The organism is Actinokineospora sp. UV203 (assembly GCF_056323665.1).
Genome location: NZ_CM150484.1, coordinates 814504 through 840071, shown reverse-complemented (window position 1 = coordinate 840071; position 25568 = coordinate 814504). Strand labels below are relative to the sequence as shown.

The window sequence follows — 25568 nt, the reverse complement described above, 5'->3', positions numbered from 1 at the left end:
GTTCGTGGACACAGCACTAGCCGCGACCGTATCTGTCGTAGATCTCTTCGAGAAGGCGGTCCATCTCGGGTGGGAGTTGGTTCGCTGCCCTGGCATGACCCTCGATACGAACGGGCGGAGCGTCGACACGCTGGTGTCGAACCTGATCGCCGGCGGTCTGATCGACGACCTGCACCTGATCGTCAACCCGACCGCGATCGGCGCCGGTCTGCCGGTGTTCCCCGCGGCGGCTACCAGGCGCTCAAGCTCGTCGGCGCGCATCCGTTCAAGTGCGGCATGGTCGCCGTGCACGTCCTGCCCAAGCGCTGACGGCTACGTGACCTCGATGGTGACGCTTGGCGGTGCGCTCGCCCCTGGCGGGCACGGGTCGGATTTGCACGCCGCGCGGCGGGGGTCTTCGGTGTAGAGGGTGGTTCGGCCGGGGCCGGTGGCTTGGAAGACGAGTTTGCCGTCGTCGCGGGACTCGGCGAGGGTCAGCACGACGGTGTCGGGGTGCTGGCCTACCTCGCGGGTGCGTTGCACGACCAGGGTGTCGCCGACCTTCATGGTCACGGTGCCGGTTTTCCCGGTGTGCAGCACGGTCTGTTCCCCTTGGGGCAGCCGGTACCCGTGGGTCTTCGGCCCAGTCGACGTCGTGGGTTGGGTCGTGGTCCGGGTCGGGATGGGCTCGCCGGGTTGGGTGGTGGCGCACGCGGTGACGGTGAGCAGGGTGAGCAGGGTGAGCAGGGCGCCGGTCAGGCGGGTCCGAGGACGACCCATGGCCGCTTCCCCTCCTCCGTGAGCACCGCGGAGATCAGCACGTCGCGCTCCCCTACCCGCACCGGGACACCTTTGACCGCGTGCACGACGGTGGCGGGCTCGTCCCCGTGCCAGCAGCGCAGTTCGACCCGGTCGCCGTCGATGGCGGCGACCGCGTAGTTGACGCCGTCGGGGTCGGTGGCGACGCCGCCCAGTGGGATCAGCAGGCCCTGGGGTGCGCCCACCCGCTTGGTGTAGTCGTCCATCACTTCCCCACCGTCATGTAGGTCGTGTGCTCGCGCAGGTCGTTGAGCGGCATCGCGATGTGCTCACTGCCCCACGGGTTGCGCAGGTGCGCGGTCGGCGGGGTGGTGCTCCAGTCGACCCGCTCCAGCGAGTACACGTGGTTGTTGACCAGATTGGTGCCATTGGGGTCCTTGTACGGCTCCTCCCCGAGGATCGTGACGGTGACCGGCTTGCCGTCGCGTTCCAGCTGGCGGAGCTGGTCGTCGGTGACGTTGGGGCTGTCGACCTTCTCGGGGCGCTCGCCGGTCACCCGGGCCATGTCTTCCTCGGGGAACCCGCCGTTGAGGCCGGGGTAGCCGCGGTTCTCGTTCTGCCCGTGGCCGCTCTCGATGGACGGCTGCTGCGAGAGCTCGGCGTTGGTCTGGGCGAGGGCCTTCTCGTAGAGCTGCACCCAGTTGGCCTGGTTGCCGTCATATGTCGACTGCCAGCCCGCGCCGTTGCGCTGGACCGGGGTATCGGGGGTGACCACGACCGGCACCGGTGTGCCGTCGTTGCGGTACAGCGTCACCGTGTAGGTGCCGTTGGAGTTGAGCTGGATGTTGTCGGCGAGCTGCTGCCTGCCCTCGGGTGTGCTGGCCAGCGAGTACAGGGTGGCCTGCAGGTGGCAGTCGCCGAGGCCGCGCTGCTGCACGTCGTTGGGGTCGATCGTGTCGGCGGTGACCGGTTTGCCCGCGTCGGGCAGCGGCTGCCAGCTCAGGTTGGTGCCGTCGGGGCGCAGGTCGTCGCCGAGCTGCGGGATGTCGCCGTAGGGGTCCGGGTGCCAGTAGTCCTCGGGGAGCTGGTCGGCGAGCCCGTTGAGGGTGTCGAGGTCGACCTTGCTCGCGAGCTTGTTGTAGAACTCGCGCTGCGCGGCGGTGTCCTCGGGGCCGCCGCCGAAGGGCATCCAGTCGACGGCCATCGCGTTGTGCAGGTCGTCGGTGTCGAGGTGGTCGAGCAGGTAGTCGAGTTCGGCGGCGGTGAGGTCGTCGGCGGCCTGCAGCAGCAACAACCGGCGGGCGAAGTCGTTGTCGGCGTTGTTGAACTTGTCGGCGTAGTCGCGGGCGCGTTCGCTGTCGCCGGTCTTGTCCAGCGTCTCGTTGACCTCACCGGAGAGGGCCTCCACGGCGGCGCGCTGAACGGGGTCGGCGATCTGGGAGGCGTCCGGTCCGCGCGGCGGGCGCACGCCGAGGAGGGTTTCCTCCTGGGCTTTGAGGAGTTCGGTGAGCAGCTTCAGCGCCTCGTCGCGCTGGCCGCGCACCCGGCCCAGCGCGCCCATGGCCTGACCGCGCATCACGGCGACCTGGGTGACCTCGACGAAGTCCAGGTCGTCGTTGTTGGGCCCGTTCATCTGGTCGACGGCGGCCTGGAACCGGTTGAGCTCCTCGGCGGTCTCGGTGGCCGGGTTCCGCAGCGCCTCAAGGGTTCCCGCGGCGCCCGAGGTGGCGTGGTGGCTGTCCTCGGCGATGGCCATGGTCTTGAGGACGGTGCCGCGCAGGTCGCTGAGGTAGGCGCGGTAGGCCTCGGCGGCGGGGCCTTCCCAGGGGACGCGTTCGAGTTGCTCGATGACGTTGGTGATGCCGTCGGCGCTCGCGGCGATGGCGCCGAACCCGTTCGCGACCTGTTCGCCGCCCGCGGGGTCGGAGATCAGGACGAGGTCCCACGTCCAGGGGCCGGGGGTGGTCATGAGCCGGTCCTGGCGGTGAGGCTGTGGGTGTTGGACTGCTCGGTCTTCTCCAGCAGGTCCGCCGACCGGCCGAGGGCGTCGATCACGTCGTCGGTGAGCGCGGACAGCTCGGCCAGAGCTTCCTGCAGCCGCTCCGCCATCGTGTTCATGGTCGGCGTGGCGCCTTCGTGGCGGATCAGCGCGGACCCGGCTTTGACCTGGGTCTCCCCGGTCGTGGCGGGCGGCACGGCGGCCAACGCCTTGCGCGCGTCGCCGGCGATCCGGCGCACCCCATCGATGTCCATCTGGGCGACCACGCGCTACCCCCGGGTTGAAGACCTGTTTCGGCTTTCCGACGCACGTCCGGGCCGTTTCGTTCCGGTCGCGCGCGGGGTGATCATAGGCAGCCGCGGCTACCCCAGTGCGGCGGACAGCTCCGCGGCGATTCCCTGCAGGGCGGGGACCACTTCGCTGTAGCGGGCCTCGCTGACCCGGGCGGCCGGGCCCGAGATGGAGATCGCGGTCATCGTCGGCGCGTCGGGCACGGCGACGGCGATGCAGCGCACGCCGAGTTCCTGTTCGCCGTCGTCGACGGCGTAGCCCTGCTCGCGGATCACGGCGAGCTGCTCGACGAACGCGGCGGGCGTGGTGATCGTGTGCTCGGTGTGCGCGGGCATCCCGGTGCGGCGCAGCAGGTCGGTGACCTGGCGCTCGGGCAGTTGGGCGAGCAGGACTTTGCCCACGGCGGTGGAGTGCGGCAGCACGCGCCTGCCGACCTCGGTGAACATCCGCATCGAGTGCTTCGACGGGATTTGGGCGACGTAGACGATCTCGTCGCCGTCGAGCATGGCCATGTTGGCCGTCTCGCCGATCTCGTCGACCAGCCGCGCCAGGTGCGGCCGCGCCCAGGTGCCGACGAGCCTGCTGGCGGTCTCGCCGAGGCGGATCAGCCGGGGGCCCAGCGCGTATTGCCGGGACTGTTCCTGGCGAACGTATCCGCGGTTGACCATGGTCCGCACGAGCCGGTAGATCGTCGGCATCGGCAGGCCCGACAGCTTGGCCAGCTCGCTGAGCGGCACTTCGCGGCCCGCGTCCGCCATGTGTTCGAGCAGGTCGAAGGCACGTTCGAGCGACTGCACGCCGCCTGCTGGGGATGCCTTGGACTTCTCGGTCTCCTGGGATGCCACGGAACCATCTTTCCATGATGCGAAAACTTCTGGCGATTTCGTATGGCGAAAGTTATTGTTCGAGATACGAAACGCCGACCCGAAGGACTGACGTGACTGACATCCGGATCAACGGCGCCCCCGTGGAGCGCGGCGACGACATCCTGACCCCGGCGGCCCTTGAGTTCGTCGCCGATCTGCAGCGCCGCTTCGGCGGCACCCGCGACGCGCTGGTGGCCGCGCGCGCCGAGCGCCGGACCGAGGTCGCCCGCACCGGCAGGCTCGACTTTCTCGACGCCACACGGGACATCCGTGCGAGCGACTGGACCGTCACGCCTGCGCCTGCTGACCTGACTGATCGGCGGGTGGAGATCACCGGCCCGGCCGAGGCGAAGATGGCGATCAACGCGCTGAACTCCGGGGCCCGGGTCTGGCTCGCCGACCTGGAGGACGCCAGCACCCCGCACTGGGCCAACGTGGTCTCCGCCCAGGTCACCCTGGCCGACGCGGTGCGCGGGAAGCTGACGTACACCGCACCGGACGGCACGCGGTACCGGCTGCGGGAGGACACCCGGCTCGCGACGATCGTGATGCGCCCGCGCGGCTGGCACCTGCCCGAACGGCACGTCGTGGTCGACGGCCGCCCCGCGGTGGCCGCCCTGGTCGACTTCGGCCTGTACTTCTTCCACAACGCGCGCGAGCTGATCGAGCGCGGCAGCGGCCCCTACTTCTACCTGCCGAAGATGGAGAGCCACCTCGAGGCCCGGCTGTGGAACGAGGTGTTCAACCACGCCCAGGACACACTCGGCATCCCGCGCGGCAGCGTCCGCGCCACCGTGCTGATCGAGACGATCCCGGCGGCGTTCGAGATGGACGAGATCCTCTACGAGCTGCGCGAGCACGCCTCCGGGCTCAATGCCGGCCGCTGGGACTACCTGTTCAGCGTGATCAAGTACTTCCGGGACGTCGGCCCGGACTTCGTGCTGCCCGACCGCAACGGTGTCGGCATGGCATCGCCGTTCATGCGCGCCTACACCGATCTGCTGGTCCGCACGTGTCACCGGCGCGGGGCGTTCGCGATGGGCGGGATGTCGGCGTTCATCCCGTCGCGCCGCGACCCGGAGCTGACCGAGGTGGCCCTGGCGAAGGTCCGCGCGGACAAGGAACGCGAGGCCCGCGACGGGTTCGACGGCTCCTGGGTGGCGCACCCGGATCTGGTGCCGGTGTGCCGCGAGGTGTTCGACGGCGTACTGGGCGAGCGGCCCAACCAGCTCGACCGCACCCGTGACGATGTGTCGGTGACCGCCGAGCAACTGCTGGACGTCGCGAGCACACCGGGCGAGCCGACCGCGGAGGGCTTGCGCGGCAACGTGGCTGTGGCCCTGCGCTACTTGGAGGCGTGGCTGCGGGGCAGTGGCGCGGTGGCGATCTTCAACCTCATGGAGGACGCGGCGACCGCGGAGATCGCGCGCTCGCAGATCTGGCAGTGGCTGCGCAACGACGTCAAACTCGCCGACTCCGGTGAGCTGGTGACCGCGGAGCTGGTGCGGCGGATCGAGGACGAGGAACTGGCGGGCATCCGCGAATCCCTTGGCGTTGACCAGTTCGACGCGGGCCGGTTCGGCGACGCGCGGGCCCTGTTCGAGCGGGTCGCCCTGTCCGACGACTTCGTCGACTTCCTGACCCTGCCCGCCTACGACCTGATCGACTGACCATGGACGAGCTGCTGAGCGAACTGGACGCCCTGCTCGCCCCGGTCGACGCGGACCTGCTCCGGCGGTATCCCGGCGACAGCCCGACCCGGCAACCGGTGCACACCGTGTACGTGCCCGCCGACCGGTTCCACGCCGACCTGTGTCTCGAGTGGGGCGCGGAGGCGACCCGGGCGCTGGCCGAACACCCACTCGATCTCGACGACGAGGTGCGCGCCCGGGTTGTCGACAAGCTGGATCGCGAGCCGATCGAGGACCTGCGGGTCGACTTCGAGGACGGCTACGGCAACCGACCCGACGACGAAGAGGACACCGCCGCCCGCACAGCCGCGGCGGCGATGGCGCGGGGCCACATGCCGCCGTTCGTCGGAATCCGGTTCAAGGGCCTGGAGGCCGCCACCCGGCGGCGCGGTGTACGCACCCTCGACCTGTTCCTGGGTGCGCTGCTGGACGCCGGTCCCCTGCCCGAAGGTTTCGTGGTGACGCTGCCGAAAGTCACCGCGGTCGAGCAGGTCGCGGCCATGACCGTCGTGTGCGAACGGCTCGAAGTGGCGCACGGACTGCCGCCCGGCAGGCTCCGCTTCGAGATCCAGGTGGAGACACCGCAGGCGATCCTCGGCCATGACGGCACGGCGGCGGTCGCCCGGATGATCGACGTGGCCGTCGGGCGCTGCACCGGCCTGCACTACGGCACCTACGACTACAGCGCGGCCCTGGGCATCTCCGCCGCCAACCAGAGCATGGAGCATCCCGCGGCCGACCACGCCAAGGCGGTCATGCAGCTCGCCGCGGCGGGCACCGGGGTCCGGCTCTCCGACGGGTCCACCAACGTCCTGCCGGTCGGCGACAGCACCCCCGACGCGTGGCGCCTGCACGCCCGGCTGGTGCGCCGGTCGCTGGAACGGGGCTTCTACCAGGGCTGGGACCTGCACCCCGCCCAACTGGTGACCCGGTACGCCGCGACCTACGGGTTCTTCCGGGAGGGCCTTCCCGCCGCCGCCGCACGGCTGCGGGACTACGTGGAACAGACCGGAGGTGGGGTGCTTGACGAGCCCGCCACCGCCCAAGCCCTCGCCGCGTTCGTCGTGCGCGGCCTGAACTGCGGCGCCACCGACGACACCGAGGTCGCCGAGCTCACCGGGCTCGACCGCGCGACCCTCGACAGCTTCGCCTGCCGCCGAGTCGGCTGATCCCAGCACCGGAGGGCCTTGATTCTCGACGCCCCGACTCGTACTGTCGTTTTCACACAGCAAAACATTAATTCCACAATACGAAATCCCGGAGGTCGCGGTGGGTCACTCGCTCCGCTTCGAGGTGAACTGCTCGATCCTGTTCACCGAGTTGCCGCTGCCGCAACGGCCGCGCGCGGCCAAGGACGCGGGCTTCGACGCGGTCGAGTTCTGGTGGCCGTTCGCCGAGGCTGTCCCCGCCGACCGCGAGGTCGACGCGTTCATCGCGGCCCTGGAAGACGCCGACGTGAAGCTGGTCGGCTTGAACTTCTTCGCCGGCGACATGCCCGGCGGCGACCGGGGGCTCGTCTCCTGGACCGGTCGCGAGCAGGAGTTCCGCGACAACGTCGCACTGGTCACCGAGATCGGCGTGCGCACCGGCTGCCGAGCCTTCAACGCCCTGTACGGCAACCGGATCGCCGATGTCGACCCCGCCGCCCAGGACGACGTGGGCGCGGAGAACCTGGCGCACGCCGCCGAATCCGTCGCCCGCATCGGCGGCACGGTCCTCATCGAGGCGGTCAGCGGCCCGCAGCCCTACCCGCTGCGCACCGCGGCCGACGCCTTCGCGGTGATCGACCGAGTCGGCGCGGCGAACGTCCGGTTCCTCGCCGACCTGTTCCACCTGTCTGTGAACGGAGATGACCTGGACAAGGTCATCGACGAGTACGCCGACCGCACCGCGCACGTCCAGATCGCCGACGCCCCCGGCAGGCACGAGCCGGGCTCCGGTGACCTCGCTGTCGACGCCGCCCTGGCGCGGCTGGAGCAGGCGGGCTACCGCGGGTGGGTCGGCCTGGAATACGTCCCGAGCACCACGACCGTCGAGAGCTTCGCGTGGCTGCCACGCGAGCGCCGGTCAAGCAAGTAGAGGAGAAGTAGACATGACCACGATCGGATTCATCGGACTCGGGATCATGGGTGGCCCAATGGCCGCCAACCTGGTGCGGGCCGGGTACGACGTCGTCGGCTGCAACCTGAGCCAGCCGCCGATCGACCGGCTCGTCGCCGCCGGTGGGCGCGCGGCGAGCGGCATCGCCGAGGCCACCCGCGACGCCGACATCGTGATCACGATGGTCCCCGACTCCCCCGACGTCGAGGACGCGGTCCTCGGCGACGACGGTGTGCTGGCCAACGCGAAGCCCGGGCTGCTGCTCATCGACTGCAGCTCGATCCGCCCGGCCACCAGCCGCGCGGTCGCCGAAGCCGCTGTGGCACAAGGTGTCCGGGTGCTGGACGCACCGGTCAGCGGCGGCGAGCAGGGCGCGATCGACGCCACCCTGTCGATCATGGTGGGTGGAGACTCCGCCGACTTCGAGACCGCGAAGCCCATCCTGGACGCGGTCGGCAAGACGGTCGTGCACGTCGGGCCGCACGGCGCGGGGCAGACGGTGAAGGCGGCCAACCAGCTCATCGTCGCCGGCACCATCGAGCTGGTCGCCGAGGCGATCGTGTTCCTGGAGGCGCACGGCGTCGACATGGACGCGGCGATCAAGGTCCTCGCCGGCGGGCTCGCGGGCAACGCGATCCTCGACCGCAAGGCCGCGAACATGCTCAAGCGGGACTTCACTCCCGGCTTCCGCCTTTCCCTGCACCACAAGGACCTCGGCATCGTGCAGGCCGCGGCTCGCGACGCCGGTGTGGCGATCCCGCTGGGCGCGGTGGTCTCCCAGCTCGTCGCGTCCCTTGTCGCGCGTGGTGACGGCGCCCTGGACCACTCCGGGTTGCTCAAGCTCGTCCAAGAACTGTCCGGCCGCTGAGTAGGGGAACTCTGCTATGAAAGGGAAACAGCAATGCCACGCATGACCGCCGCGCGCGCCGCGGTCGAGATCCTCAAGCGCGAGGGCGTCACGCACGCCTTCGGGCTGCCCGGCGCCGCCATCAACCCGTTCTACGCCGCGCTGCGTGCCAGTGGTGGCATCGACCACGTCTTGGCCCGTCACGTCGAGGGCGCCTCGCACATGGCCGAGGGCTACACCCGGGCCAAGCCGGGCAACATCGGTGTCTGCGTCGGGACTTCAGGTCCCGCGGGAACCGACATGATCACCGGCCTGTACGCCGCGGCGGCCGACTCGATCCCGATCCTGTGCATCACCGGGCAGGCCCCGGTGGCCCGGCTGCACAAGGAGGACTTCCAGGCCGTCGACATCACCTCGATCGCCAAGCCGGTCACCAAGATGGCGATGACCGTGCTGGAGGCCGCCCAGGTGCCGGGCGCGTTCCAGCAGGCCTTCCACGTGATGCGCTCGGGTCGTCCCGGGCCGGTGTTGCTGGACCTGCCGATCGACGTGCAGCTCACCGAGATCGAGTTCGACCCCGACACCTACGAGCCGCTGCCGGTCTACAAGCCGGCGGCAACCCGCGCGCAGATCTCCAAGGCGCTGGACATGCTCGCCGCCGCCGAGCGCCCGCTGATCGTCGCGGGCGGCGGGATCATCAACGCCGACGCCGCCGACCTGCTCGTCGAGTTCGCCGAGCTGACCGGTGTCCCGGTCGTGCCGACGCTGATGGGCTGGGGCGCGATCGCCGACGACCACCCGCTGATGGCGGGCATGGTCGGCCTGCAGACGGCGCACCGCTACGGCAACGCCACCATGCTGGAGTCGGACTTCGTGTTGGGCATCGGCAACCGCTGGGCCAACCGGCACACCGGCGGCCTCGACACCTACCGGCAGGGCCGCAAGTTCGTCCACGTCGACATCGAGCCCACCCAGATCGGGCGCGTCTTCGCCCCCGACTACGGGATCGCGTCGGACGCGCGGGCGGCGCTGGAGCTGTTCGTCGAGATCGCGCGGGAACGCACCCTCCCGGACCGCACCGAATGGGCCGAGTCGTGCCAGGCCCGCAAACGCACGCTGCAGCGACGCACGGACTTCGACAACACGCCGATCAAGCCGCAGCGGGTGTATCAGGAGATGAACCGCGCGTTCGGCCCCGACACCCGTTACGTCACCACGATCGGGCTCTCGCAGATCGCGGCGGCGCAGTTCCTGCACGTGTACCGGCCGCGGCACTGGATCAACTGTGGCCAAGCCGGTCCCCTGGGCTGGACGCTGCCCGCGGCGATCGGCGCGAGTGTCGCCGACCCGGACACCCCGGTGGTCGCCCTCTCGGGTGACTACGACTTCCAGTTCATGATCGAGGAGCTGGCGGTCGGCGCGCAGTTCGCCATCCCGTACATCCATGTGGTCGTGAACAACGCCTACCTCGGGCTGATCCGGCAGGCGCAGCGCGGGTTCGACATGGACTTCTGTGTGCAGCTGTCCTTCGAGAACATCAACTCCCCGGAGCTGGGCGCCTACGGAGTCGACCACCTCAAAGTCGCCGAAGGGCTGGGCTGCAAGGCGATCCGGGTGACCGACCCGGACGACCTGCTCTCCGCGTTCGAGAAGGCCAAGTCGATGATGGCCGAGTTCCGGGTGCCCGTGGTCGTGGAGGTCATCCTGGAGCGGGTCACGAACATCTCGATGGGCACGGAGATCGACAACGTGGTCGAGTTCGAGGAACTCGCCACCCGACCGGAGCACGCGCCGACCGCCGTCCTCACGCTCGATTGAGCGAGGATCAGGGTATGGACGTGCTGGTCGCTCCGGACAAGTTCAAGGGCTCGCTGACCGCCCGCGAGGTCGCCGCGCACATCGCCGCCGGGTTGCGGTCGGTGGCGCCCGGTCTCGCGGTGCGGGAGGTGCCCGTGGCCGACGGCGGCGACGGCACCCTCGACGCGGTGGTCGCGGGCGGGTTCGACCTGGTCAGGGTCCGGGCGAGCGGCCCGACCGGGGCGCCGGTCGACACCGGGTACGCCCTGCGGGACGGGGTCGCGGTGGTCGAGCTGGCCGATGTGTCGGGACTCGCGCGGCTGCCGGGCGGCGTGCTGGAGCCGGTGCGGGCGTCGTCGTACGGGACTGGGGAGGTGGTGTGCGCGGCGCTCGACGCGGGCGCGCGCACCGTCGTCGTCGGTCTCGGCGGGTCGGCGTGCACCGATGGTGGTGCGGGTCTGCTGCGGGCACTCGGTGCACGCTTCCTTGACCGGCACGGCATCGAGGTCGACGCCTGGACCGAGGCGGAACGCGTCGACCTGAGCGGGCTGCACCCAGGGGCGCGAACGGCGGAGATCGTCGTCGCCTCCGACGTGGACAACCCGCTGCTCGGCCCGCACGGGGCCGCGGCGGTGTACGGGCCGCAGAAGGGCGCGGACCCCGCCCAGGTGCGGATGCTGCAAGACGCGCTGGCCCGGTGGGCGGTGGCGGTGCGGCAGGCGACCGGTGTCCATGCCGCCGACCAGCCCGGGGCGGGCGCCGCGGGCGGGGTCGGGTTCGCCGCGCTCGCCCTCGGCGCCACCCTGCGACCGGGTATCGCCTACCTGCTCGACGTGCTCGGGTTCGGCAAGCACCTGGCCGAGGCCCGGCTGGTCGTCACCGGTGAGGGCTCGCTCGACGAGCAGACTTTGCGCGGCAAGGCACCCGCTGGGGTGGCCGCGGCGGCAAGATCGGCTGGGGTCCCGGTGGTCGCCGTGGCGGGTCGGATCCAGTTGGCCCGTGCGGACCTGACGGCGGCGGGGTTTGCTGGGGCGTACGCCCTGACCGACCTGGAACCCGACCCGGACCGCTGCATGGCCGAGGCTGGCCCACTGCTCGAACGGCTCGCCGCCCAGCGGGTCGCCACCCACTTGGAGGTTTCTCCATGACCGACTTCGACCTGGTGTTGCGGGCGCGGCGGGTCATCACCGGGTCCGGTGAGCAGGCCTGCTGGGTGGGTGTCCGCAGCGGGCGCATCGCCGCCATCGAACCCTTCGATACCCCGGTGCGGGCCGCTCAGGTGATCGACCTGGCCGACGATGAGGTGCTGCTGCCCGGGCTGGTCGACACCCACGTGCACGTCAACGAACCCGGCCGCACCGAATGGGAGGGCTTCGCCAGCGCCACCCGCGCCGCTGCCGCCGGTGGGGTCACGACGATCGTCGACATGCCGCTCAACAGCGTTCCCCCCACGGTCGACGTCGACGCGCTGCAAGTGAAGCGCAAGGCCGCCGAGGGGCAAGTGTGGGTCGACACCGGCTTCTGGGGCGGCGCGGTCCCCGGCAACGTCGCGGCACTGCGACCACTGCACGACGCTGGGGTGTTCGGGTTCAAATGCTTCCTGCTGCACTCCGGTGTCGACGAGTTCCCGCACCTCACCGCCACGGAACTCGACGAGACCATGCGCGAGGTGGCCGCGTTCGACGGACTGCTGATCGTGCACGCCGAGGACGCCGACACCATCGACCACGCCCCCCACGAGCCCGGCGCCGCCTACGCCGACTTCCTGCGGTCCCGGCCCCGCGTCGCCGAGGATGTGGCTATCGCGCAGGTCATCGAGCTGGCCCGGCGCACCGGGTGCCGGGCGCACATCCTGCACCTGTCCAGCGCCGACGCCCTGCCGATGATCGCGGGCGCGCGCGGCGAAGGTGTCCGGCTCACCGTGGAGACCTGCCCGCACTACCTGAGCTTCACCGCCGAGGAGATCGGCGACGGCGCCACCCAGTTCAAGTGCTGCCCACCGATCCGGGAAGCCGACAACCGCGAACAGCTGTGGCAGGCATTGGCCGACGGTGTCATCGACTGCGTCGTGTCCGACCACTCCCCCTGCACCCCGGAGCTGAAACGACTCGACCTCGGTGACTTCGCGGTCGCGTGGGGCGGGATCTCCTCGATCCAGCTGGGTCTGCCCGCCGTCTGGTCCGGCGCCCGCGAACGCGGCCACACCCTGGCGAACGTCGTTGAGTGGATGGCCGAGCGGCCGGCGAGTTTGGCCGGGCTGAGCAACAAGGGTCGCATCGCGGTGGGCGCCGACGCCGACTTCTGCGTGTTCGCCCCCGACGCGGAGTTCGTGGTCGACCCGGCGGCCCTGCACCACAAGAACCCCATCACCCCGTACGCGGGCCGCGCGTTGATCGGTGTCGTCCGCGACACCTGGCTGCGCGGCACCCGCATCGCCGAACGGCCGCACGGCCGGCTGATATCCCGAGGAGAGTCATGACCGACTTCACCGACCTGCCCGACTTGGCCGTGCGCACCCTGGGCGGCGGCGTGGTCGCCGCCAACGACGAACTCTTCGCCGAACGGGAAAACCTGATCCGCCCCACGGCGGCCGTCTACCAACCCCACACCTTCGGCCACAAAGGCCAAATCTACGACGGTTGGGAAACCCGCCGCAGGCGCTCACCGGGGCATGACTGGGCGATCGTGCGGCTCGGTGTCCCCGGCATTGTCCGTGGCGTCGTGGTGGACACGGCGTGGTTCGTCGGGAACTACCCGGAACACTGCACGGTCGAGGGCGCGGCGGTCACGGGCTACCCGAGCCCGGAGGAACTGGCCGACGCCGACTGGGTGGAGCTGGTGGCGAAGTCCGCGCTCAAGGGCGACACCCGCAACCTCTTCGCGGTCGACTCGGCCAAACGGTTCACCCACGTGCGACTCAACATCTTCCCCGACGGCGGTGTGGCCCGACTACGCGTGCACGGCGAGGTCGTGCCGGACCCGGCGTTGTTCGACGGGGTTCCGCTGGACCTGGCGGCGATGGAGAATGGCGGCGTGATCACGGGCTGCTCCAACATGTTCTTCGGCGGCCCGGCGAACCTGCTGCTGCCCGGCAAGGCCCGAACCATGGGCGAAGGCTGGGAAACCGCCCGGCGCCGCGATGACGGCAACGAGTGGGTCGAGGTACGACTCGCGGAGGAAGGTGTGGTCCGGCAGGTCGAGATCGACACGACGCACTTCGTGGGGAACGCCCCCGGCTGGTTCCGGCTCACCAGCGGCGATGTGGAGCTGATCCCGCGCACCCGGCTGCAGCCAGACACCCGACACCTGTTCATGGTCGAGGTGCCCACACCGGTACGAGACATCCGAGTCGACACCTACCCGGACGGCGGGTTCGGGCGGCTGCGCGTCTACGGATCACTCACCGCGCAGGGGCAAGCCCGACTGATGCAGCGCTACACCGACTCCCAGCGCTGAGTGGTCAGCGGGGTCGGTTGACGGCCGCGAGGATGCGGTCGGAGTTGATCCATTCGACGCCGGTGAGATCGAGCCGGGCGTTGGTGCGCTGGAACCGCGCAGACGAAGCCCTCGCGCTGCTGCTCGACGCGGAGCACTACGCCCCCGAGCAGGTCCGCTACCACCGGCTCTCCCGCATCCTCGTCCGCGAGATGATCCGCCACCCACGCCCGTCGGAGCGAGCGATCGAGCTGGCGTACCGGATGGGCGTGCACGGCACCGACCCCGCGCCGGCCGTAACCTTCCCGGTCATGGCGACCACCGAACTGCCCGCGAACCTGCGGGCCGATGTCGAAACCCTGTGGGCCTACCACGACATGGGCCACCAGCCCCGCCGCTGCGACGTCGGCATCGGCCTGGGCTCCCACGACCTTGGCGTCGCCATCCACACCGCGCAGCTTTACCAGCAGGGCCAGTTTGAGCGGATCGTGTTCACCGGCGCCAACGCCCCCACCACCATCGAGCGGTTCCCCCGCGGCGAAGCCGTCCACTACCGCGAGCATGCCATCGAACTCGGCGTCCCCGCCGACGCGATCCTCATCGAGACCGAGGCCACCAATACCAGTCAGAACCTCACCAACACCCGCGAAGTTCTTGCCGACGCAGGCATCCACCCGACCTCGGTCATGCTGATCTCCCGGCCCTACCAGCAACGCCGCGCGTACGCGACCTGCCGCAAGGTCTGGCCTGAGGTCGAGGTCATCTGCTCATCCCGGCCGCTGCCGCTCGACGAGTACATCGCCACGATCGGCGACGTCGACCGCGTCATCAACATGCTTGTCGGCGACACCCAACGCATCACCGAGTACGCCCGCCTCGGCTTCGCGATCGAGCAGGACGTGCCCGAGCCCGTGCACGCCGCTTACCAGCGGCTCGTCGACGCGGGCTTCACCAGCCGCCTGATCTAGCTCGCGGGCGCCTTCGCACCGCGACCCAGCGCCGGGGCGGGACCTTGGTGTCTGAGAACAGCGGCAAAGCCGAAGCAGTGCCGCCTAGGCCCGGTTACCGATATCTGCGCGGACGTCGCGCTCCCGCGCGCGAGGCCCAGCGGTCGGTCACCCAGCTGGACTTGATCCGCCGGTCGATACCCGCGTCGGCCGCACTCGCCGAGGCCGGGCGCCGGGGTGGTCATGTCCAGCTGGGCAACCGCCCGTTGATCAGTCCGACGGCATCTCACGGTTGGAGTAGTACGGGTTCTTGAACGGCAGTTCCGCCAGCCAGTGCCGCAGGGCGCGGTACAGCTTGGTGTAGTAGCCCTGGTCGTAGGCGGTCGGTGTGACCCACCAGCTCACGTCGACGTCATGGTCGAGGTTTTCCTCGGTCAGCGGGGTGCGCCCGCCCATCGGGTACAGGTAGCAGCAGCCGAGGTACCGGTCGTCGGTGTCGTACAGGGCGTAGGTGTAGGAGCCGCCGTCGCGGAACTCGGCTTCATGCCAGACCAGGTCGACGAAGTTGTACTCCTCGGTGACCGGCTCGGTCGGCCACTGGCCGCCCCGGGTCTGCCGGATGAGGTCAAGGCTGGCGTTGATGCCGCGCACGTCCTCGCGCAGGTCCGCGCGGGTGATCGCTTTGGCGACGACATCCTCGTACGTCAGCCGCTCCGGGACCGCGTCCGGCGGCGCGTCGAGTTTCCGTTTGAACGTGCGGTAGTCCATCTCGCTCCTCGTCGTTGGGATTCCCACGCTAACCGGTGCGAGCCACCCGGACCCCTCGACCGGTGAAGCTCCGCACGCAGCGAGAAGACCCCTCGAAGTGGCGTCGTGATACTGCGGTCGACGCCGCCGAGGTGAGGGGACCACCATGAGCATCGATCACGCGGACGCCGAGACCGAGCGGGCGGGCCCGCGATTAGGCGGGCTGTCGGCGGCTGCCTGGGACGGATTCGTCGGGGCGCACTTCTATTCGTCCGCGGACTGGTTGGGGTACTGCGCGGCGGAGTTCGGTGGGGAGAGCGCCGCCGCGGTGTCCTATCGGGACGGTGCGCCGGTGTGCGCGGTCCCCTATGCGCGGGCCGGGGACTCCCTGTTCGGGCGGTATCGCTGGCACGGCGTCCTGACCGCCGCGGGTCTGCCTGCCCCCGCCCCGGAGGGGATCCTCGTCGGCCCGCGGGAGGGGTATCAGGCGCACATTCTCGGGTCGTCGAGTCCGCCCGCGCTGGGTGATGTGGTCGACCAGCTGCGGGCGGCGGCCAAGGGGCAGTCGTGCGTGGCGATGTACGTCACCACCGAGGACGCGCTCGCCTTGCGTCGCGCGGGGGTGACGACGACACCGGTCCTGCTCGACGCGGACGCCTGGGTCGAGGTGCCGGGGGGCGACCGGACGGCGTGGGAGGCGTCGCTGTCAAGCAAGCGGCGCACGATGGTCCGCCGTGAGCAGCGCAAGTTCCGCGACAGCGGCTACCGGATCGAGCAGGTGCGGCTGACCCGGTGCTGGCAGCGCCTGGGTGCGGTGGCCAGCGCGACCCAGGCGAAGTACGGGCACCCCACCGCACCCGAGGTCGAGCTGGCGGCGCTGCGCAGCCACGCGGTCCACATGGGCGACGCGGCGCAGGTGGCGCTGCTGTCCACACCGGACGGATCGGTGGTCGGCTTCTGCCTCTACTACGTGTGGCGGGGCACGGCGTTCCTGCGGTGGGTGGGATTCGACTACGAACGGCTGGCGGGCTGCGAGTACTTCAGCGTGGTCTACTACGCCCAGATCGAATGCGCCGCCCAACTCGGCATCCAGTGGCTGCACGCGGGTGTGGGCGCGATGGAGGCCAAGGCGATGCGCGGCGCCCAACTGCGGCCGCTCTGGCTGGTCGACCTCACCGAGGACAGCGTGCTCGCGGGCGCGGAGCAGGCGATTCGCGCGCACAACGCGGCCGCGTACGGCGAACTCAAAGCCGCCTCGGCGACGGCGAACGCGGTCGACGACGACGCCTGGCAGCCATTCCTGTAGTCCGCGCACTGAGCAACCACGAAGAACCACGTCCGCCGCCTGCGAAGGACAATCCGATCATGTCTTCCGACGCGGTGACGCGCGCGTACCTCACGGCCGCCGGTGAACCCGGATCGCGCCTGAGCGCGGCGATCGAGCAGGTGCGGAGCGCGGCGTCACTCGCCGCCTGGGGCGGGCAGTTCCTTGACCGGCCGCTGTTTGTGGGCGAGGCGGAGCTGCGGGCCTTCGGCGAGGACCTGCACCAGCTGACCGGGTTGCTGCTCGACCTACCGCGGCGGCTCTTCAACGGCGACCTCGAACGGTTCGCCGACGCCGCGGGCGTCGACGGGGAGCGCGGCGCGCTCATGCGGCGGCTGGGGGTGGCGCCGCCCGCGACCGGGCGCGCGGACGTCTACCACGACGGCGAGGCCTACCGGGTGCTGGAGCTGGGGATCGGCAGCGACCACGGGGGCTGGGACCGCAGCGGCGAGGTGCCCCGCGCGTTCCTGCGGGACGAAGCGTTCGCCGCGTTCGCCGCCGAACACCGCCTCGGCTACACGCACAGCCCGACGGAGTTGGCGGCGACGCTCCGCGGCGTCGCCGGTGACGACCCGGTCGTCGCCTTGGTCGAGGGGCCCGGCGCTCTGGGCGAGTGGATCGCCGCCTGGCAGCCGCTGCGCGACGCCCTGCGCGACTGCGGGATCCGGTGCCACCTGGGCGAGCTGGGCGACCTCACCGTGCGCGGTGACCGGCTGTTCTTCGGCGGCGACCGGGTCGACATCGTCTACCGGTGCTTCGACACCGAGCAGGTGCTCGCCGACCCGGCGGCGCTCGCCCTCGTCGAGCGGATCTGCAAGCTGCACGAGACGGGCGACGTGGTGCTCTGGACTCCGCTGGAGTCGAACCTGTTCGTCGAGAAGGGGTGCCTGGCGCTGCTGTCCGACCACGGTCGGTCGGGTGCCTTCTCGGCGCAGGAGCGGACCATGATCGACCGGGTGGTCCCGTGGACCCGGCTGCTCAGCGAGGCGTCCCTGCGGACCGACCCCGACCTGCTCGACCGGTGCCGCGCCGAGCGCGAGCAGCTGATCCTCAAGCCCACCGACCAGTTCGGCGGACACGGCATCGTCGCCGGGTGGGAGACCCCCGAGCGCGAGTGGCACGACGCGCTGCGCACGGCGGCGTCGACGAGCGCGGTCATCCAGAGCAGGGTCATCCCCAGGACCGAACCGGCCATCGGCGCCGACGGGCAACCCGAGGCCTGGGCCGACGGGCAACCCGAGGCCTGGGCCGACGGGCAACCCGAGGCCTGGCACGCCGTCTACGGGTTCTATTACACGCCAACGGGTTTCGCGGGCGTGCACGCCCGGGTGGCGCCGGTGGACCGCAGCGCCGTCATCGGCCTGGCCACCAATCGCAGCGTCCGCTCGGCGGGCGTTTTCCACATCGAGGAGAACCGATGACGCAGACAGGAGCGGTGGCGCCCGCCCGCACGAAGCTGCCCGGCGCGTTCCACTACCTGTGGGGGGCCAGTTTCATCGCGACGCTCGGCGACGGCGTGCTCCTGGCCGCGCTCCCGCTCATGGCCAAGTCGCTGAGCGCCGACCCGCAGCTCATCGCCGGGGTGGCCACCGCGGGCACCGCACCCTGGCTGCTCGCGCTGGTCGTCGGGGTCGTCGTCGACCGACACGACCGCAGGCGGCTGATGACACTGGCGCAGCTCACGCAGTGCGCGTTGGTCGTCCTGATCGCCGTGATCGCCACCACCGGCATGACCCAGCTGTGGATGCTGTTCGTCCTGGCGTTCGGCATCGGCTCGGCCGAGGTGCTGTTCACCGCGGCCAGCCAGGCGTTCGTGCCCTCGATCGTGGGGCGGGACAACCTCGAGACCGCCAACGGCAGGCTCATCACCACGCAGATGGTATCCAAGCAGTTCCTCGGCCCGCCGCTGGGCGGGGCACTGTTCGCCTTCGCCATGCCGCTGCCGTTCTGGCTCAACACGATCACGTTCGCGGTCTCGGTGATCCTCATCGCACGGGTGCGCCGGGTGGGCGCGCCCATGGCGACCGGCCCGCGGCGGTCGATGGCCGCCGAGATCGGCGAAGGCCTGCGCTGGCTGTTCCGCAACCGCCTGCCGCGGGTGCTCACCCTGGGCGCGGGCGCGGGAAACTTCTGCGAGTGGATGGCGTTGTCGGTGCTGGTGCTGTTCTCCAGCGAGGTCCTGCACCTGGGCGACCAGGGGTTCGGTCTGCTGCTGGGCGCGATGGCCATCGGCGGGGTCTTCGGCGGCCTGATCAGCGGCCGAGCCGTCACCCGATTCGGCGCCCGCCAAGTGGCGATCGGCGCGCAGATCGTCTGCCCGTTCGCCTGGCTGGCCATCGGGCTCGTCGGCCGGGACCCGGTCACGGTCGTGCTGCTGTTCACCGCGTTCTCCACCGCGGTGACCCTGTGGAGCGTCGTGTCGCTCTCGGCGCGGCAGCGGCTGATCCCCGACGCCCTGCTGGGCCGGGTCACCAGCGCGAGCCGGATGCTCACCTACGGCGCGATTCCCCTCGGCGCCCTGTGCGGCGGCTTCATCGCCAAAGAGTTCGGCCTGATCGCCCCGTGGATCGTCGGTGGCGTGCTGTCCATGCTGGTCACCATCGTCTCGATGCCCGCCATGCTCCGCTGGGACAAGGAGGACTAAGTTCCCCGAACTAGTGAATCCGCAGGGCCAGAAACAGATCCACCCGATCCTCCAAAGAGGACAACGACCGCCCGGTCAACTCCTCGACCCGCTGCATCCGGTACCGCAACGTGTTGACATGCACATGCAGCAGCTCAGCGGTCCGCTGCCAAGACCCGGAACACTCCAGGAACACCCGCAACGTGGCGACAAGCTGTGAGTTGTGCGACGAGTCGTAGCGCAGCACCGGCCCCAGGACCCGCGTCTGGAACGTCTGCCGCACATCGTCGGGCACCGAGGCGATGAGCAGCATGTGCGAGTCGACCTCGTCGGCGGTCGCCACCGCCACCCGGGCGTGCCGCAGCTGCGCGAGCCCCCGCACGTGCCGCGCCTCTTCGATCGCCCCACGCAGCGCCGCTGCCCCCAGCGCGGCGCCGCTGACCCCGATCACCAGCCGCCGCCTGCCCATCGCCGCTTGCATTCGGTCGCCCGCGTTGCGCAACAGGTCGGCGACCGCGGGGGCGTGCGCGGCTGAACCCACGGGGATCAGCCCGACCGTCTCCACCCCCACGCGCGCCACCATCAGCGACGGGAACACCGGCCCCAGCAACTCATCGAGCAATGCTCGCGGCACGTCCACCGGGCCGGTCATGCCCTCCGCCGTCACCACCACCGCGACGAACGCCCCCTCCGGTTCAAGATCCGCCGCCCGCAGCCGGGCCGCCAGTTCCGCCGGATCACGCACCGCGGAGGTGACCAGCGGGATGATCTGGTCGCCGAACCGGTGCCGTGCCCGTGCCCCCTCTTCAGTCCGCGAGCGCTCCACCCCGGCCAGGCTGCCCAGTTCCAGCACCGATTCGCGCGCCTCACGCGGCCACTGATCATGCACGCCTTCACCAGCGAGGAACCACCCGACTAGACCGCGCGTCCCGACCGGGAACACACTCATCCGCCGGTCACCGGCCAACCGAACCACCGCCGGAACCTGTTGCACCGTAAGGAAAGCACGCACCAGCAAGTCCACATCGGACTCGGCGAGGGCAGCCGCTGAGGTGACCTGCCGCCCCGAGGTGGACAGCAGCGCGCACGGGATCTCGTTGTCCTGCGACCACACCCGCACCAGCCCGGCCAGGCCCGCGCCCTCGGCGATCGCGTTGACCAGCCGCCGCCGCTTGCTCAGCACGCCGGCGATCCCGCTGCCGCTCTCCTCGGCGAGCCTGCGGCTGACGTCCTCGGTGACGGTCGCGAACGAGATGGCGATCGGCACCTCGATCAGCGTCACCCCATGCCTGCGGCACGCCTCGACCAGGTCGAGAGGAATCTCGCCGTAGACCGCGTCACCGGCGGCGACCGCGGCCACATCAGCGGCGGCGACGGCGGCGGCGAACGTCTCCGAGTCCTCGGCCGAACGCCGCCAGATCAGGCCGGTGAGCACCAGTTCGCCGCCGCTCAGATACCGGCCGGGGTCGAGCAGGTCGGTCGTGTAGACCCACCGGATGGGCCGGTCCAGCGACTCCTGCCCCGCCAGCACGGTGAGCCCCAGCTCGGGCTTGTCGACCAGATCGCGGACCCGCATCCACAGATCCTAGTTGGAGGATCCTCCAAATGGGGCGCTCCACATCGGACTTGTTTCGTGGTCGCCGCCCCTAGGCCCCTCCCCCCTCGAACTGGTGTGCTTCTGCTCACAGCGACACGAGATCGAGGGGATCACCGCGATGACCGCTATACCCGGCCTGACCTGGCTCAACGGCCTGGCACCGGAGGACGCCGAACGGGAGTTGCGCACGTGCTGCGCCTCCCGTGTGTGGGCGGGCAAGGTGGCGGCCGGGCGGCCGTTCACCGACCTGTCCGCGGCGGCGCACGCGGCGGACACCGCGCTCGACGATCTCGGCTGGGCCGACATCACCGAGGCGCTCGCCGCGCACCCTCGCATCGGTGACCGTGCCGGTGGCACTGACCGGGAGGCCGCCTGGTCTCGGGGCGAGCAGTCCGCCGCGAGCCAGGCGGCCAGTCAGACCCTGCAGGACGTGGCCGAGGGCAACCGGGCCTACGAGGAGCGCTTCGGGCATGTGTTCCTGATCTGCGCGACCGGGCTGGCCGCGGCGGAGATCCTGGCGAACCTGCGGGCCCGGCTGGGCAACGACCCGGCGACCGAGCGCGGTGTGGTGCACGCCGAACTCCGCAAGATCACCCACCTGCGGCTGCACAAGCTGGTGACCATCCCATGAGTCTTTCCACGCATGTCCTGGACAGCACCCGTGGACGACCGGCCGCGGCGATGTCGGTGCGCCTGGAGTCCCCGGAGGGCACCACCACCGCTGTCACCGACGCTGACGGGCGGGTCCGTGACTTCGGCCCGCTGACCGCCGGGACGCATCGCCTGGTGTTCGACACCGGCGCCTACTTCTCCGGTCTCGGCGTGCCCGCCTTCTACCCCGAGGTCGTCATCACCTACGGCATCGACGACCCCGAGCAGCACTACCACGTTCCGCTGCTGCTGAGCCCATTCGCCTACTCGACCTACCGAGGGAGCTGACCCTATGGCCATCATCTTGGGCCCGAACCAGTACGGCAAGGCCGAGACCCGCGTGGTGCACGTGACCCGCAACGGCTCCGTGCACGAGATCAAGGATCTCAACGTCAGCGTCGCCCTCAGCGGCGACATGACCGACACGCACATCACCGGCGACAACTCCAAGGTCCTGCCGACCGACACGCAGAAGAACACGGTGTTCGCCTTCGCCAAAGAGCACGGTGTCGGCGAGATCGAGGAGTTCGGCCTGCGGCTGGCGAAGCATTTCGTCGACTCGCAGCCCACCATCCACTCCGCCCGCGTGGCGATCGAGGAGTTCGCCTGGGAGCGGCTGTCGGTGGGCGGTGCGCCCGCCCCGCACTCGTTCCAGCGCTCCGGGGTCGAGACCCGCACCGCCACTGTCACCTATGACGGCACGAAGGCGTGGGTGGTCTCCGGCCTCAAGGACCTGGTGGTGCTGAACTCGACCGCGTCGGAGTTCTGGGGATATATCCGCGATCCGTACACCACGCTGCGCGAGACAGCGGACCGTGTGCTGGCCACGGCGGTCACCGCGCGCTGGCGGCACGCCTCGGAGGACAGCGACTGGGGCAAGTCCTACGCGCAGGCGCGGCAGCACCTGGTGGAGGCGTTCGCCGAGACGCACAGCCTCTCCCTGCAGCAGACCCTCTACGCGATGGGTCAGCGGGTGCTGGAGAACCGGCCGGAGGTCGCCGAGGTGCGGCTGACGCTGCCGAACAAGCACCACTTCGTCGTGGACCTCTCGGCGTTCGACCTGGACAACGACAACGAGGTGTTCTTCGCCGCCGACCGCCCCTACGGGCTGATCGAGGGCACCGTGCTCCGCGACGACTCGCCGGAGCCGGGACTGGCCTGGAGCGAATGATGGAGTTCTTCAAACCCGCCACCTGGTCCGAGGCGTTGGCCATCAAGGCCGAGCACCCGGACGCCACCCCCATCGCGGGCGGCACCGACATCATGGTCGAGCTGAACTTCGACGTCCGCCGGCCCGGCGCGCTGCTGGATCTGACCGAGATCGCCGAGCTGCGGGAGTGGTCCGCGGTGGGCGACGGGTTCCGGGTCGGCTCGGGGGTCAGCTACGCGCGGATCATCGAGGAGCTGGGGGCGTCGCTGCCCGGTCTGGCGATGGCGGCCCGCACCGTGGGGTCGCCGCAGATCCGCAACCGGGGCACGGTCGGCGGCAACCTCGGGGCGGCCTCACCGGCCGGGGACTCCCATCCGCCGCTGCTGGCCGCGGCCGCCGAGATCGAGGTCGCCTCGGTGCGCGGCACCCGCCGCATCCCGGCCGCGGAGTTCTACAAAGGTGTGAAGCGCAACGCGATGGAGCCCGACGAGCTGATCGCCGCGTTCCACATCGCCGCCGCCGACGGTCCGCAGCAGTTCGCGAAGATCGGCACCCGCAACGCCATGGTGATCGCGGTCTGCTCGTTCGGGCTGGCGCTGCACCCGTCGACCCGCACGGTCGGCACCGGTGTCGGCTCCGCCGCGCCCACACCGCGTCGGGCGTTGGACGCGGAGACGTTCATCGCCGGCGAGCTGGAGTGGGACTCGCCGGGTCCGCTGCGCGACAGCGTGTTGGTCCGCTTCGGCGAGCTGGTCGCCCAAGCCGCGTCACCGATCGACGACGTCCGCGGCACCGCGGACTACCGCCGCCATGCCCTGTCCGTCATGGCCCGCCGCACGCTCGGCTGGGCCTGGGACTCCTACCGGAGGAACTGATGCGACTTCGCTGCAAAGTCAACGGCGAGGCCCTTGAGGCCGACGACGTGTGGCCTGGGGAGTCCCTGCTGTACGTGCTGCGTGAGCGGATGGGTCTGCCCGGCTCGAAGAACGCCTGTGAGCAGGGCGAATGCGGGTCGTGCACGGTGTACCTCGACGGGGTGCCGGTGTGTTCGTGCCTGGTCGCCGCGGGTCAGGTCGAGGGCCACGAAGTGACCACTGTGGAGGGTCTGGCCGATGGGGATCGGCTCGACCCGGTGCAGCAGGCGTTCGTGGAGAAGGGCGCGGTGCAGTGCGGTTTCTGCACACCCGGCCTGATCGTCGCCACCCACGACCTGTTGGAGCGCCGGTGTCAGCCCAGCGACCCGGAGATCCGGGAGGCGCTGGCCGGGAACCTGTGCCGCTGCACCGGGTACGAGAAGATCCTCGACGCCGTGCGCCTGGCCGCCGACCGCAAGGCCGCATCATGACCATTTTGGTGATCGAGGACTGCGCGGTGGCGACCGTCGACGCGGCGGGCACTGAGCACGAGTCCGGGCATGTCGTGGTCGAGGGCGACCGCATCGTCGCGGTCGGCCCCGGTTCCGCGCCGCCCGTGCGGGGCGGGGACGTGCGGCGCATCGACGGCAGCGGCTGTGTCGTCACCCCCGGCCTGGTCAACACCCACCACCACCTCTACCAGTGGGCCACCCGGGGGCTGGCGCAGGACGCGACCCTATTCGGCTGGCTGAGCGAGCTGTACCCGGTGTGGTCACGCATCGACACCGGTGTCCTGGCCGGTGCGGCCGAGGCCGCACTCGGCTGGCTCGCGAAGTCCGGGTGCACCACCACGACCGACCACCACTACGTGTTCCCCCGCGACGGCGGCGACCTGTTCGCCGAGGAGATCGCCGCCGCGGGCCGCATCGGTGTCCGGTTCCACCCGGCCCGCGGGTCGATGGACCTGGGCCAGTCGGACGGCGGGCTGCCGCCGGACTCGGTCGTCGAGGACCGCGACGAGGCACTGGCCGCGACCGAGGCCGCCATCGACCGCTGGCACGACCCGTCCCCTGGCGCGATGGTCCGGGTCGCGGTCGCGCCGTGCTCACCGTTCTCCGTGACGCCCGAGCTGATGCGCGACGCCGCGGAGTTGGCCCGCCGCAAGGGTGTCCGCCTGCACACCCACCTCGCCGAGACCCTCGACGAGGAGGAGTTCTGCCTGCAGCGCTTCGGTCGCACCCCCACGGAGTACCTGGACCAGCTCGGCTGGCTGGGTGCCGACGTGTGGCTCGCGCACTGCGTACACCTGTCCGACGTGGCGATCAAGCGATTCGGCGAGACCGGCACCGGGGTGGCGCACTGCCCCACCTCCAACGCCCGCCTCGGCGCCGGCATCGCCCCGGTCCGCGCCCTGCTCGACGCCGGTGTGCCGGTCGGCCTCGGGGTCGACGGCGCCGCGTCCAACGAGCAGAGCTCCCTGATCGACGACGTCCGCGAAGCGCTCCTGGTGGCCCGCCTGCGCGGCGGCCCCGCCGCGCTGACCGCACGGGACGCACTGCGCCTGGGCACCATCGGCGGCGCCGCCTGCCTGGGCCGCGCCGACGAGATCGGCTCGATCGAACCCGGCAAACTCGCCGACCTCGCCGTATGGCGGATCGACGGCTTGGGTCACGCCGGTATCGAGGACCCGGTCGCCGCCCTCGTCCTGGGCCCACGCCCACCACTGGACCTGCTCCTCGTCGGCGGCAAGCCCGTCGTCGAGGACGACCACCTAAGCATGGCCGACGAACGGCGACTCGCCGCCGCCGCCCGCGCCGCCCACCGCACGCTCCTGTCGAGGTGTTCCGGATGAACGAACCTGCGAGCGAACCAATGTCACAGTGCCTTCGCGAGTGGAGTCACCGAACTTGT

25 protein-coding genes are annotated in these 25568 nt (G+C 70.6%); 18 read left to right on the top strand and 7 right to left on the bottom strand.

Translation table 11 applies throughout. From position 1 onward, the window contains the following. Window positions 1-312: 312 nt before the first annotated feature. The 5 genes from ACUZ2Y_RS03840 to ACUZ2Y_RS03820 all read right to left on the bottom strand — a co-directional run bounded on the left by ACUZ2Y_RS03840 (window position 313) and on the right by ACUZ2Y_RS03820 (window position 3786). Window positions 313-759, bottom strand: coding sequence for a hypothetical protein (locus tag ACUZ2Y_RS03840; RefSeq protein ID WP_476326935.1), 447 nt, complete (start codon window positions 757-759; stop codon window positions 313-315). Beyond that, the gene (locus tag ACUZ2Y_RS03835; protein ID WP_476326933.1) at window positions 735-1004 is read right to left on the bottom strand and encodes a hypothetical protein; all 270 of its coding nucleotides are present in this window, start codon (window positions 1002-1004) and stop codon (window positions 735-737) included. The genes ACUZ2Y_RS03840 and ACUZ2Y_RS03835 overlap by 25 nt, the downstream gene beginning before the upstream one ends. Further along, window positions 1004-2707, bottom strand: a complete 1704-nt coding sequence (locus ACUZ2Y_RS03830) for a C2 family cysteine protease (protein WP_476326931.1) — start codon at window positions 2705-2707, stop codon at window positions 1004-1006. Before ACUZ2Y_RS03830 ends, ACUZ2Y_RS03835 begins: the two co-directional genes overlap by 1 nt. After that, the gene (locus tag ACUZ2Y_RS03825) at window positions 2704-2991 is read right to left on the bottom strand and encodes a hypothetical protein (protein WP_476326929.1); all 288 of its coding nucleotides are present in this window, start codon (window positions 2989-2991) and stop codon (window positions 2704-2706) included. Before ACUZ2Y_RS03825 ends, ACUZ2Y_RS03830 begins: the two co-directional genes overlap by 4 nt. 108 nt (window positions 2992-3099) lie before the next feature. Beyond that, window positions 3100-3786 (bottom strand): IclR family transcriptional regulator, encoded by a 687-nt coding sequence (locus ACUZ2Y_RS03820; RefSeq protein ID WP_476331575.1) that lies wholly within the window; start codon window positions 3784-3786, stop codon window positions 3100-3102. A 188-nt stretch (window positions 3787-3974) separates the two neighbouring features. Between ACUZ2Y_RS03820 and aceB the strand changes: the two genes are divergently transcribed. From aceB to ACUZ2Y_RS03775, 9 genes are all read left to right on the top strand, one after another. Next, entirely contained in the window at window positions 3975-5564 is a 1590-nt protein-coding gene (aceB, locus tag ACUZ2Y_RS03815) for a malate synthase A (RefSeq protein WP_476331572.1), read from the top strand. Between the two features lie 2 nt (window positions 5565-5566). Continuing rightward, window positions 5567-6754, top strand: coding sequence for a DUF6986 family protein (locus ACUZ2Y_RS03810; RefSeq protein WP_476326927.1), 1188 nt, complete (start codon window positions 5567-5569; stop codon window positions 6752-6754). A gap of 100 nt (window positions 6755-6854) precedes the next feature. Continuing rightward, window positions 6855-7664 carry a hydroxypyruvate isomerase family protein gene (locus ACUZ2Y_RS03805; protein WP_476326925.1) on the top strand — a complete coding sequence of 270 codons (810 nt, stop codon included), beginning with the start codon at window positions 6855-6857 and terminating at the stop codon, window positions 7662-7664. 13 nt (window positions 7665-7677) lie between these two features. Beyond that, complete coding sequence (locus ACUZ2Y_RS03800) at window positions 7678-8553, top strand: 2-hydroxy-3-oxopropionate reductase (RefSeq protein WP_476326923.1); 876 nt, start codon at window positions 7678-7680, stop codon at window positions 8551-8553. A 33-nt stretch (window positions 8554-8586) separates the two neighbouring features. Further along, a complete protein-coding gene (gene gcl / locus ACUZ2Y_RS03795; RefSeq protein ID WP_476326921.1) occupies window positions 8587-10350 on the top strand; it encodes a glyoxylate carboligase in 1764 nt (587 codons plus the stop codon). A 14-nt stretch (window positions 10351-10364) separates the two neighbouring features. Further along, window positions 10365-11477 (top strand): glycerate kinase, encoded by a 1113-nt coding sequence (locus ACUZ2Y_RS03790; protein ID WP_476326919.1) that lies wholly within the window; start codon window positions 10365-10367, stop codon window positions 11475-11477. Then, window positions 11474-12808 (top strand): allantoinase AllB, encoded by a 1335-nt coding sequence (gene allB / locus ACUZ2Y_RS03785; RefSeq protein ID WP_476326917.1) that lies wholly within the window; start codon window positions 11474-11476, stop codon window positions 12806-12808. The genes ACUZ2Y_RS03790 and allB overlap by 4 nt, the downstream gene beginning before the upstream one ends. After that, window positions 12805-13785, top strand: coding sequence for an allantoicase (gene alc / locus ACUZ2Y_RS03780; RefSeq protein ID WP_476326915.1), 981 nt, complete (start codon window positions 12805-12807; stop codon window positions 13783-13785). The genes allB and alc overlap by 4 nt, the downstream gene beginning before the upstream one ends. Before the next feature lie 290 nt (window positions 13786-14075). Then, entirely contained in the window at window positions 14076-14732 is a 657-nt protein-coding gene (locus ACUZ2Y_RS03775; protein WP_476331569.1) for a YdcF family protein, read from the top strand. Window positions 14733-14981: 249 nt separating this feature from the next. Here the strand turns inward: ACUZ2Y_RS03775 and ACUZ2Y_RS03770 are convergent, their stop codons facing one another. Continuing rightward, entirely contained in the window at window positions 14982-15479 is a 498-nt protein-coding gene (locus ACUZ2Y_RS03770; RefSeq protein WP_476326913.1) for a GNAT family N-acetyltransferase, read from the bottom strand. 145 nt (window positions 15480-15624) lie between these two features. Here ACUZ2Y_RS03770 and ACUZ2Y_RS03765 point away from each other — a divergent pair, with 145 nt between their 5' ends. The 3 genes from ACUZ2Y_RS03765 to ACUZ2Y_RS03755 are packed head-to-tail and all read left to right on the top strand — an operon-like array spanning window position 15625 to window position 19426. Beyond that, entirely contained in the window at window positions 15625-16764 is a 1140-nt protein-coding gene (locus ACUZ2Y_RS03765) for a GNAT family N-acetyltransferase (RefSeq protein WP_476326911.1), read from the top strand. A gap of 59 nt (window positions 16765-16823) precedes the next feature. After that, the gene (locus ACUZ2Y_RS03760; protein WP_476326909.1) at window positions 16824-18203 is read left to right on the top strand and encodes a hypothetical protein; all 1380 of its coding nucleotides are present in this window, start codon (window positions 16824-16826) and stop codon (window positions 18201-18203) included. Beyond that, window positions 18200-19426 carry an MFS transporter gene (locus tag ACUZ2Y_RS03755; RefSeq protein WP_476326907.1) on the top strand — a complete coding sequence of 409 codons (1227 nt, stop codon included), beginning with the start codon at window positions 18200-18202 and terminating at the stop codon, window positions 19424-19426. The genes ACUZ2Y_RS03760 and ACUZ2Y_RS03755 overlap by 4 nt, the downstream gene beginning before the upstream one ends. A 10-nt stretch (window positions 19427-19436) precedes the next feature. Here the strand turns inward: ACUZ2Y_RS03755 and ACUZ2Y_RS03750 are convergent, their stop codons facing one another. Beyond that, complete coding sequence (locus tag ACUZ2Y_RS03750; protein ID WP_476326905.1) at window positions 19437-20981, bottom strand: PucR family transcriptional regulator; 1545 nt, start codon at window positions 20979-20981, stop codon at window positions 19437-19439. Window positions 20982-21120: 139 nt separating this feature from the next. Between ACUZ2Y_RS03750 and uraD the strand changes: the two genes are divergently transcribed. Genes uraD through ACUZ2Y_RS03720 form a run of 6 tightly spaced genes read left to right on the top strand, consistent with a single transcriptional unit; the run spans window position 21121 to window position 25509 of the window. Continuing rightward, complete coding sequence (gene uraD / locus ACUZ2Y_RS03745) at window positions 21121-21633, top strand: 2-oxo-4-hydroxy-4-carboxy-5-ureidoimidazoline decarboxylase (protein WP_476326903.1); 513 nt, start codon at window positions 21121-21123, stop codon at window positions 21631-21633. Further along, window positions 21630-21941: a hydroxyisourate hydrolase gene (uraH, locus tag ACUZ2Y_RS03740; RefSeq protein ID WP_476326901.1), complete on the top strand. Its 312-nt coding sequence runs from the start codon at window positions 21630-21632 to the stop codon at window positions 21939-21941. Before uraD ends, uraH begins: the two co-directional genes overlap by 4 nt. Before the next feature lie 4 nt (window positions 21942-21945). Further along, the gene (gene pucL, locus ACUZ2Y_RS03735) at window positions 21946-22824 is read left to right on the top strand and encodes a factor-independent urate hydroxylase (protein WP_476326899.1); all 879 of its coding nucleotides are present in this window, start codon (window positions 21946-21948) and stop codon (window positions 22822-22824) included. Beyond that, window positions 22824-23678 (top strand): FAD binding domain-containing protein, encoded by an 855-nt coding sequence (locus tag ACUZ2Y_RS03730; protein WP_476326897.1) that lies wholly within the window; start codon window positions 22824-22826, stop codon window positions 23676-23678. The genes pucL and ACUZ2Y_RS03730 overlap by 1 nt, the downstream gene beginning before the upstream one ends. Continuing rightward, window positions 23678-24148 carry a (2Fe-2S)-binding protein gene (locus tag ACUZ2Y_RS03725; RefSeq protein ID WP_476326895.1) on the top strand — a complete coding sequence of 157 codons (471 nt, stop codon included), beginning with the start codon at window positions 23678-23680 and terminating at the stop codon, window positions 24146-24148. The genes ACUZ2Y_RS03730 and ACUZ2Y_RS03725 overlap by 1 nt, the downstream gene beginning before the upstream one ends. After that, the gene (locus tag ACUZ2Y_RS03720; RefSeq protein ID WP_476326892.1) at window positions 24145-25509 is read left to right on the top strand and encodes an 8-oxoguanine deaminase; all 1365 of its coding nucleotides are present in this window, start codon (window positions 24145-24147) and stop codon (window positions 25507-25509) included. Before ACUZ2Y_RS03725 ends, ACUZ2Y_RS03720 begins: the two co-directional genes overlap by 4 nt. Window positions 25510-25568: the final 59 nt, after the last annotated feature.

Bases quoted from the DNA above. Each gene is read 5' to 3' on its own strand.
- ACUZ2Y_RS03840 (WP_476326935.1), bottom strand. From the start codon at position 759: ATGGGTCGTCCTCGGACCCGCCTGACCGGCGCCCTGCTCACCCTGCTC.
- ACUZ2Y_RS03835 (WP_476326933.1), bottom strand. From the start codon at position 1,004: ATGGACGACTACACCAAGCGGGTGGGCGCACCCCAGGGCCTGCTGATC.
- ACUZ2Y_RS03830 (WP_476326931.1), bottom strand. From the start codon at position 2,707: ATGACCACCCCCGGCCCCTGGACGTGGGACCTCGTCCTGATCTCCGAC.
- ACUZ2Y_RS03825 (WP_476326929.1), bottom strand. From the start codon at position 2,991: ATGGACATCGATGGGGTGCGCCGGATCGCCGGCGACGCGCGCAAGGCG.
- ACUZ2Y_RS03820 (WP_476331575.1), bottom strand. From the start codon at position 3,786: ATGGCGGACGCGGGCCGCGAAGTGCCGCTCAGCGAGCTGGCCAAGCTG.
- ACUZ2Y_RS03810 (WP_476326927.1), top strand. From the start codon at position 5,567: ATGGACGAGCTGCTGAGCGAACTGGACGCCCTGCTCGCCCCGGTCGAC.
- ACUZ2Y_RS03800 (WP_476326923.1), top strand. From the start codon at position 7,678: ATGACCACGATCGGATTCATCGGACTCGGGATCATGGGTGGCCCAATG.
- gcl (WP_476326921.1), top strand. From the start codon at position 8,587: ATGCCACGCATGACCGCCGCGCGCGCCGCGGTCGAGATCCTCAAGCGC.
- ACUZ2Y_RS03790 (WP_476326919.1), top strand. From the start codon at position 10,365: ATGGACGTGCTGGTCGCTCCGGACAAGTTCAAGGGCTCGCTGACCGCC.
- allB (WP_476326917.1), top strand. From the start codon at position 11,474: ATGACCGACTTCGACCTGGTGTTGCGGGCGCGGCGGGTCATCACCGGG.
- alc (WP_476326915.1), top strand. From the start codon at position 12,805: ATGACCGACTTCACCGACCTGCCCGACTTGGCCGTGCGCACCCTGGGC.
- ACUZ2Y_RS03775 (WP_476331569.1), top strand. From the start codon at position 14,076: ATGGCGACCACCGAACTGCCCGCGAACCTGCGGGCCGATGTCGAAACC.
- ACUZ2Y_RS03770 (WP_476326913.1), bottom strand. From the start codon at position 15,479: ATGGACTACCGCACGTTCAAACGGAAACTCGACGCGCCGCCGGACGCG.
- ACUZ2Y_RS03765 (WP_476326911.1), top strand. From the start codon at position 15,625: ATGAGCATCGATCACGCGGACGCCGAGACCGAGCGGGCGGGCCCGCGA.
- ACUZ2Y_RS03760 (WP_476326909.1), top strand. From the start codon at position 16,824: ATGTCTTCCGACGCGGTGACGCGCGCGTACCTCACGGCCGCCGGTGAA.
- ACUZ2Y_RS03755 (WP_476326907.1), top strand. From the start codon at position 18,200: ATGACGCAGACAGGAGCGGTGGCGCCCGCCCGCACGAAGCTGCCCGGC.
- ACUZ2Y_RS03750 (WP_476326905.1), bottom strand. From the start codon at position 20,981: ATGCGGGTCCGCGATCTGGTCGACAAGCCCGAGCTGGGGCTCACCGTG.
- uraD (WP_476326903.1), top strand. From the start codon at position 21,121: ATGACCGCTATACCCGGCCTGACCTGGCTCAACGGCCTGGCACCGGAG.
- uraH (WP_476326901.1), top strand. From the start codon at position 21,630: ATGAGTCTTTCCACGCATGTCCTGGACAGCACCCGTGGACGACCGGCC.
- pucL (WP_476326899.1), top strand. From the start codon at position 21,946: ATGGCCATCATCTTGGGCCCGAACCAGTACGGCAAGGCCGAGACCCGC.
- ACUZ2Y_RS03730 (WP_476326897.1), top strand. From the start codon at position 22,824: ATGGAGTTCTTCAAACCCGCCACCTGGTCCGAGGCGTTGGCCATCAAG.
- ACUZ2Y_RS03725 (WP_476326895.1), top strand. From the start codon at position 23,678: ATGCGACTTCGCTGCAAAGTCAACGGCGAGGCCCTTGAGGCCGACGAC.
- ACUZ2Y_RS03720 (WP_476326892.1), top strand. From the start codon at position 24,145: ATGACCATTTTGGTGATCGAGGACTGCGCGGTGGCGACCGTCGACGCG.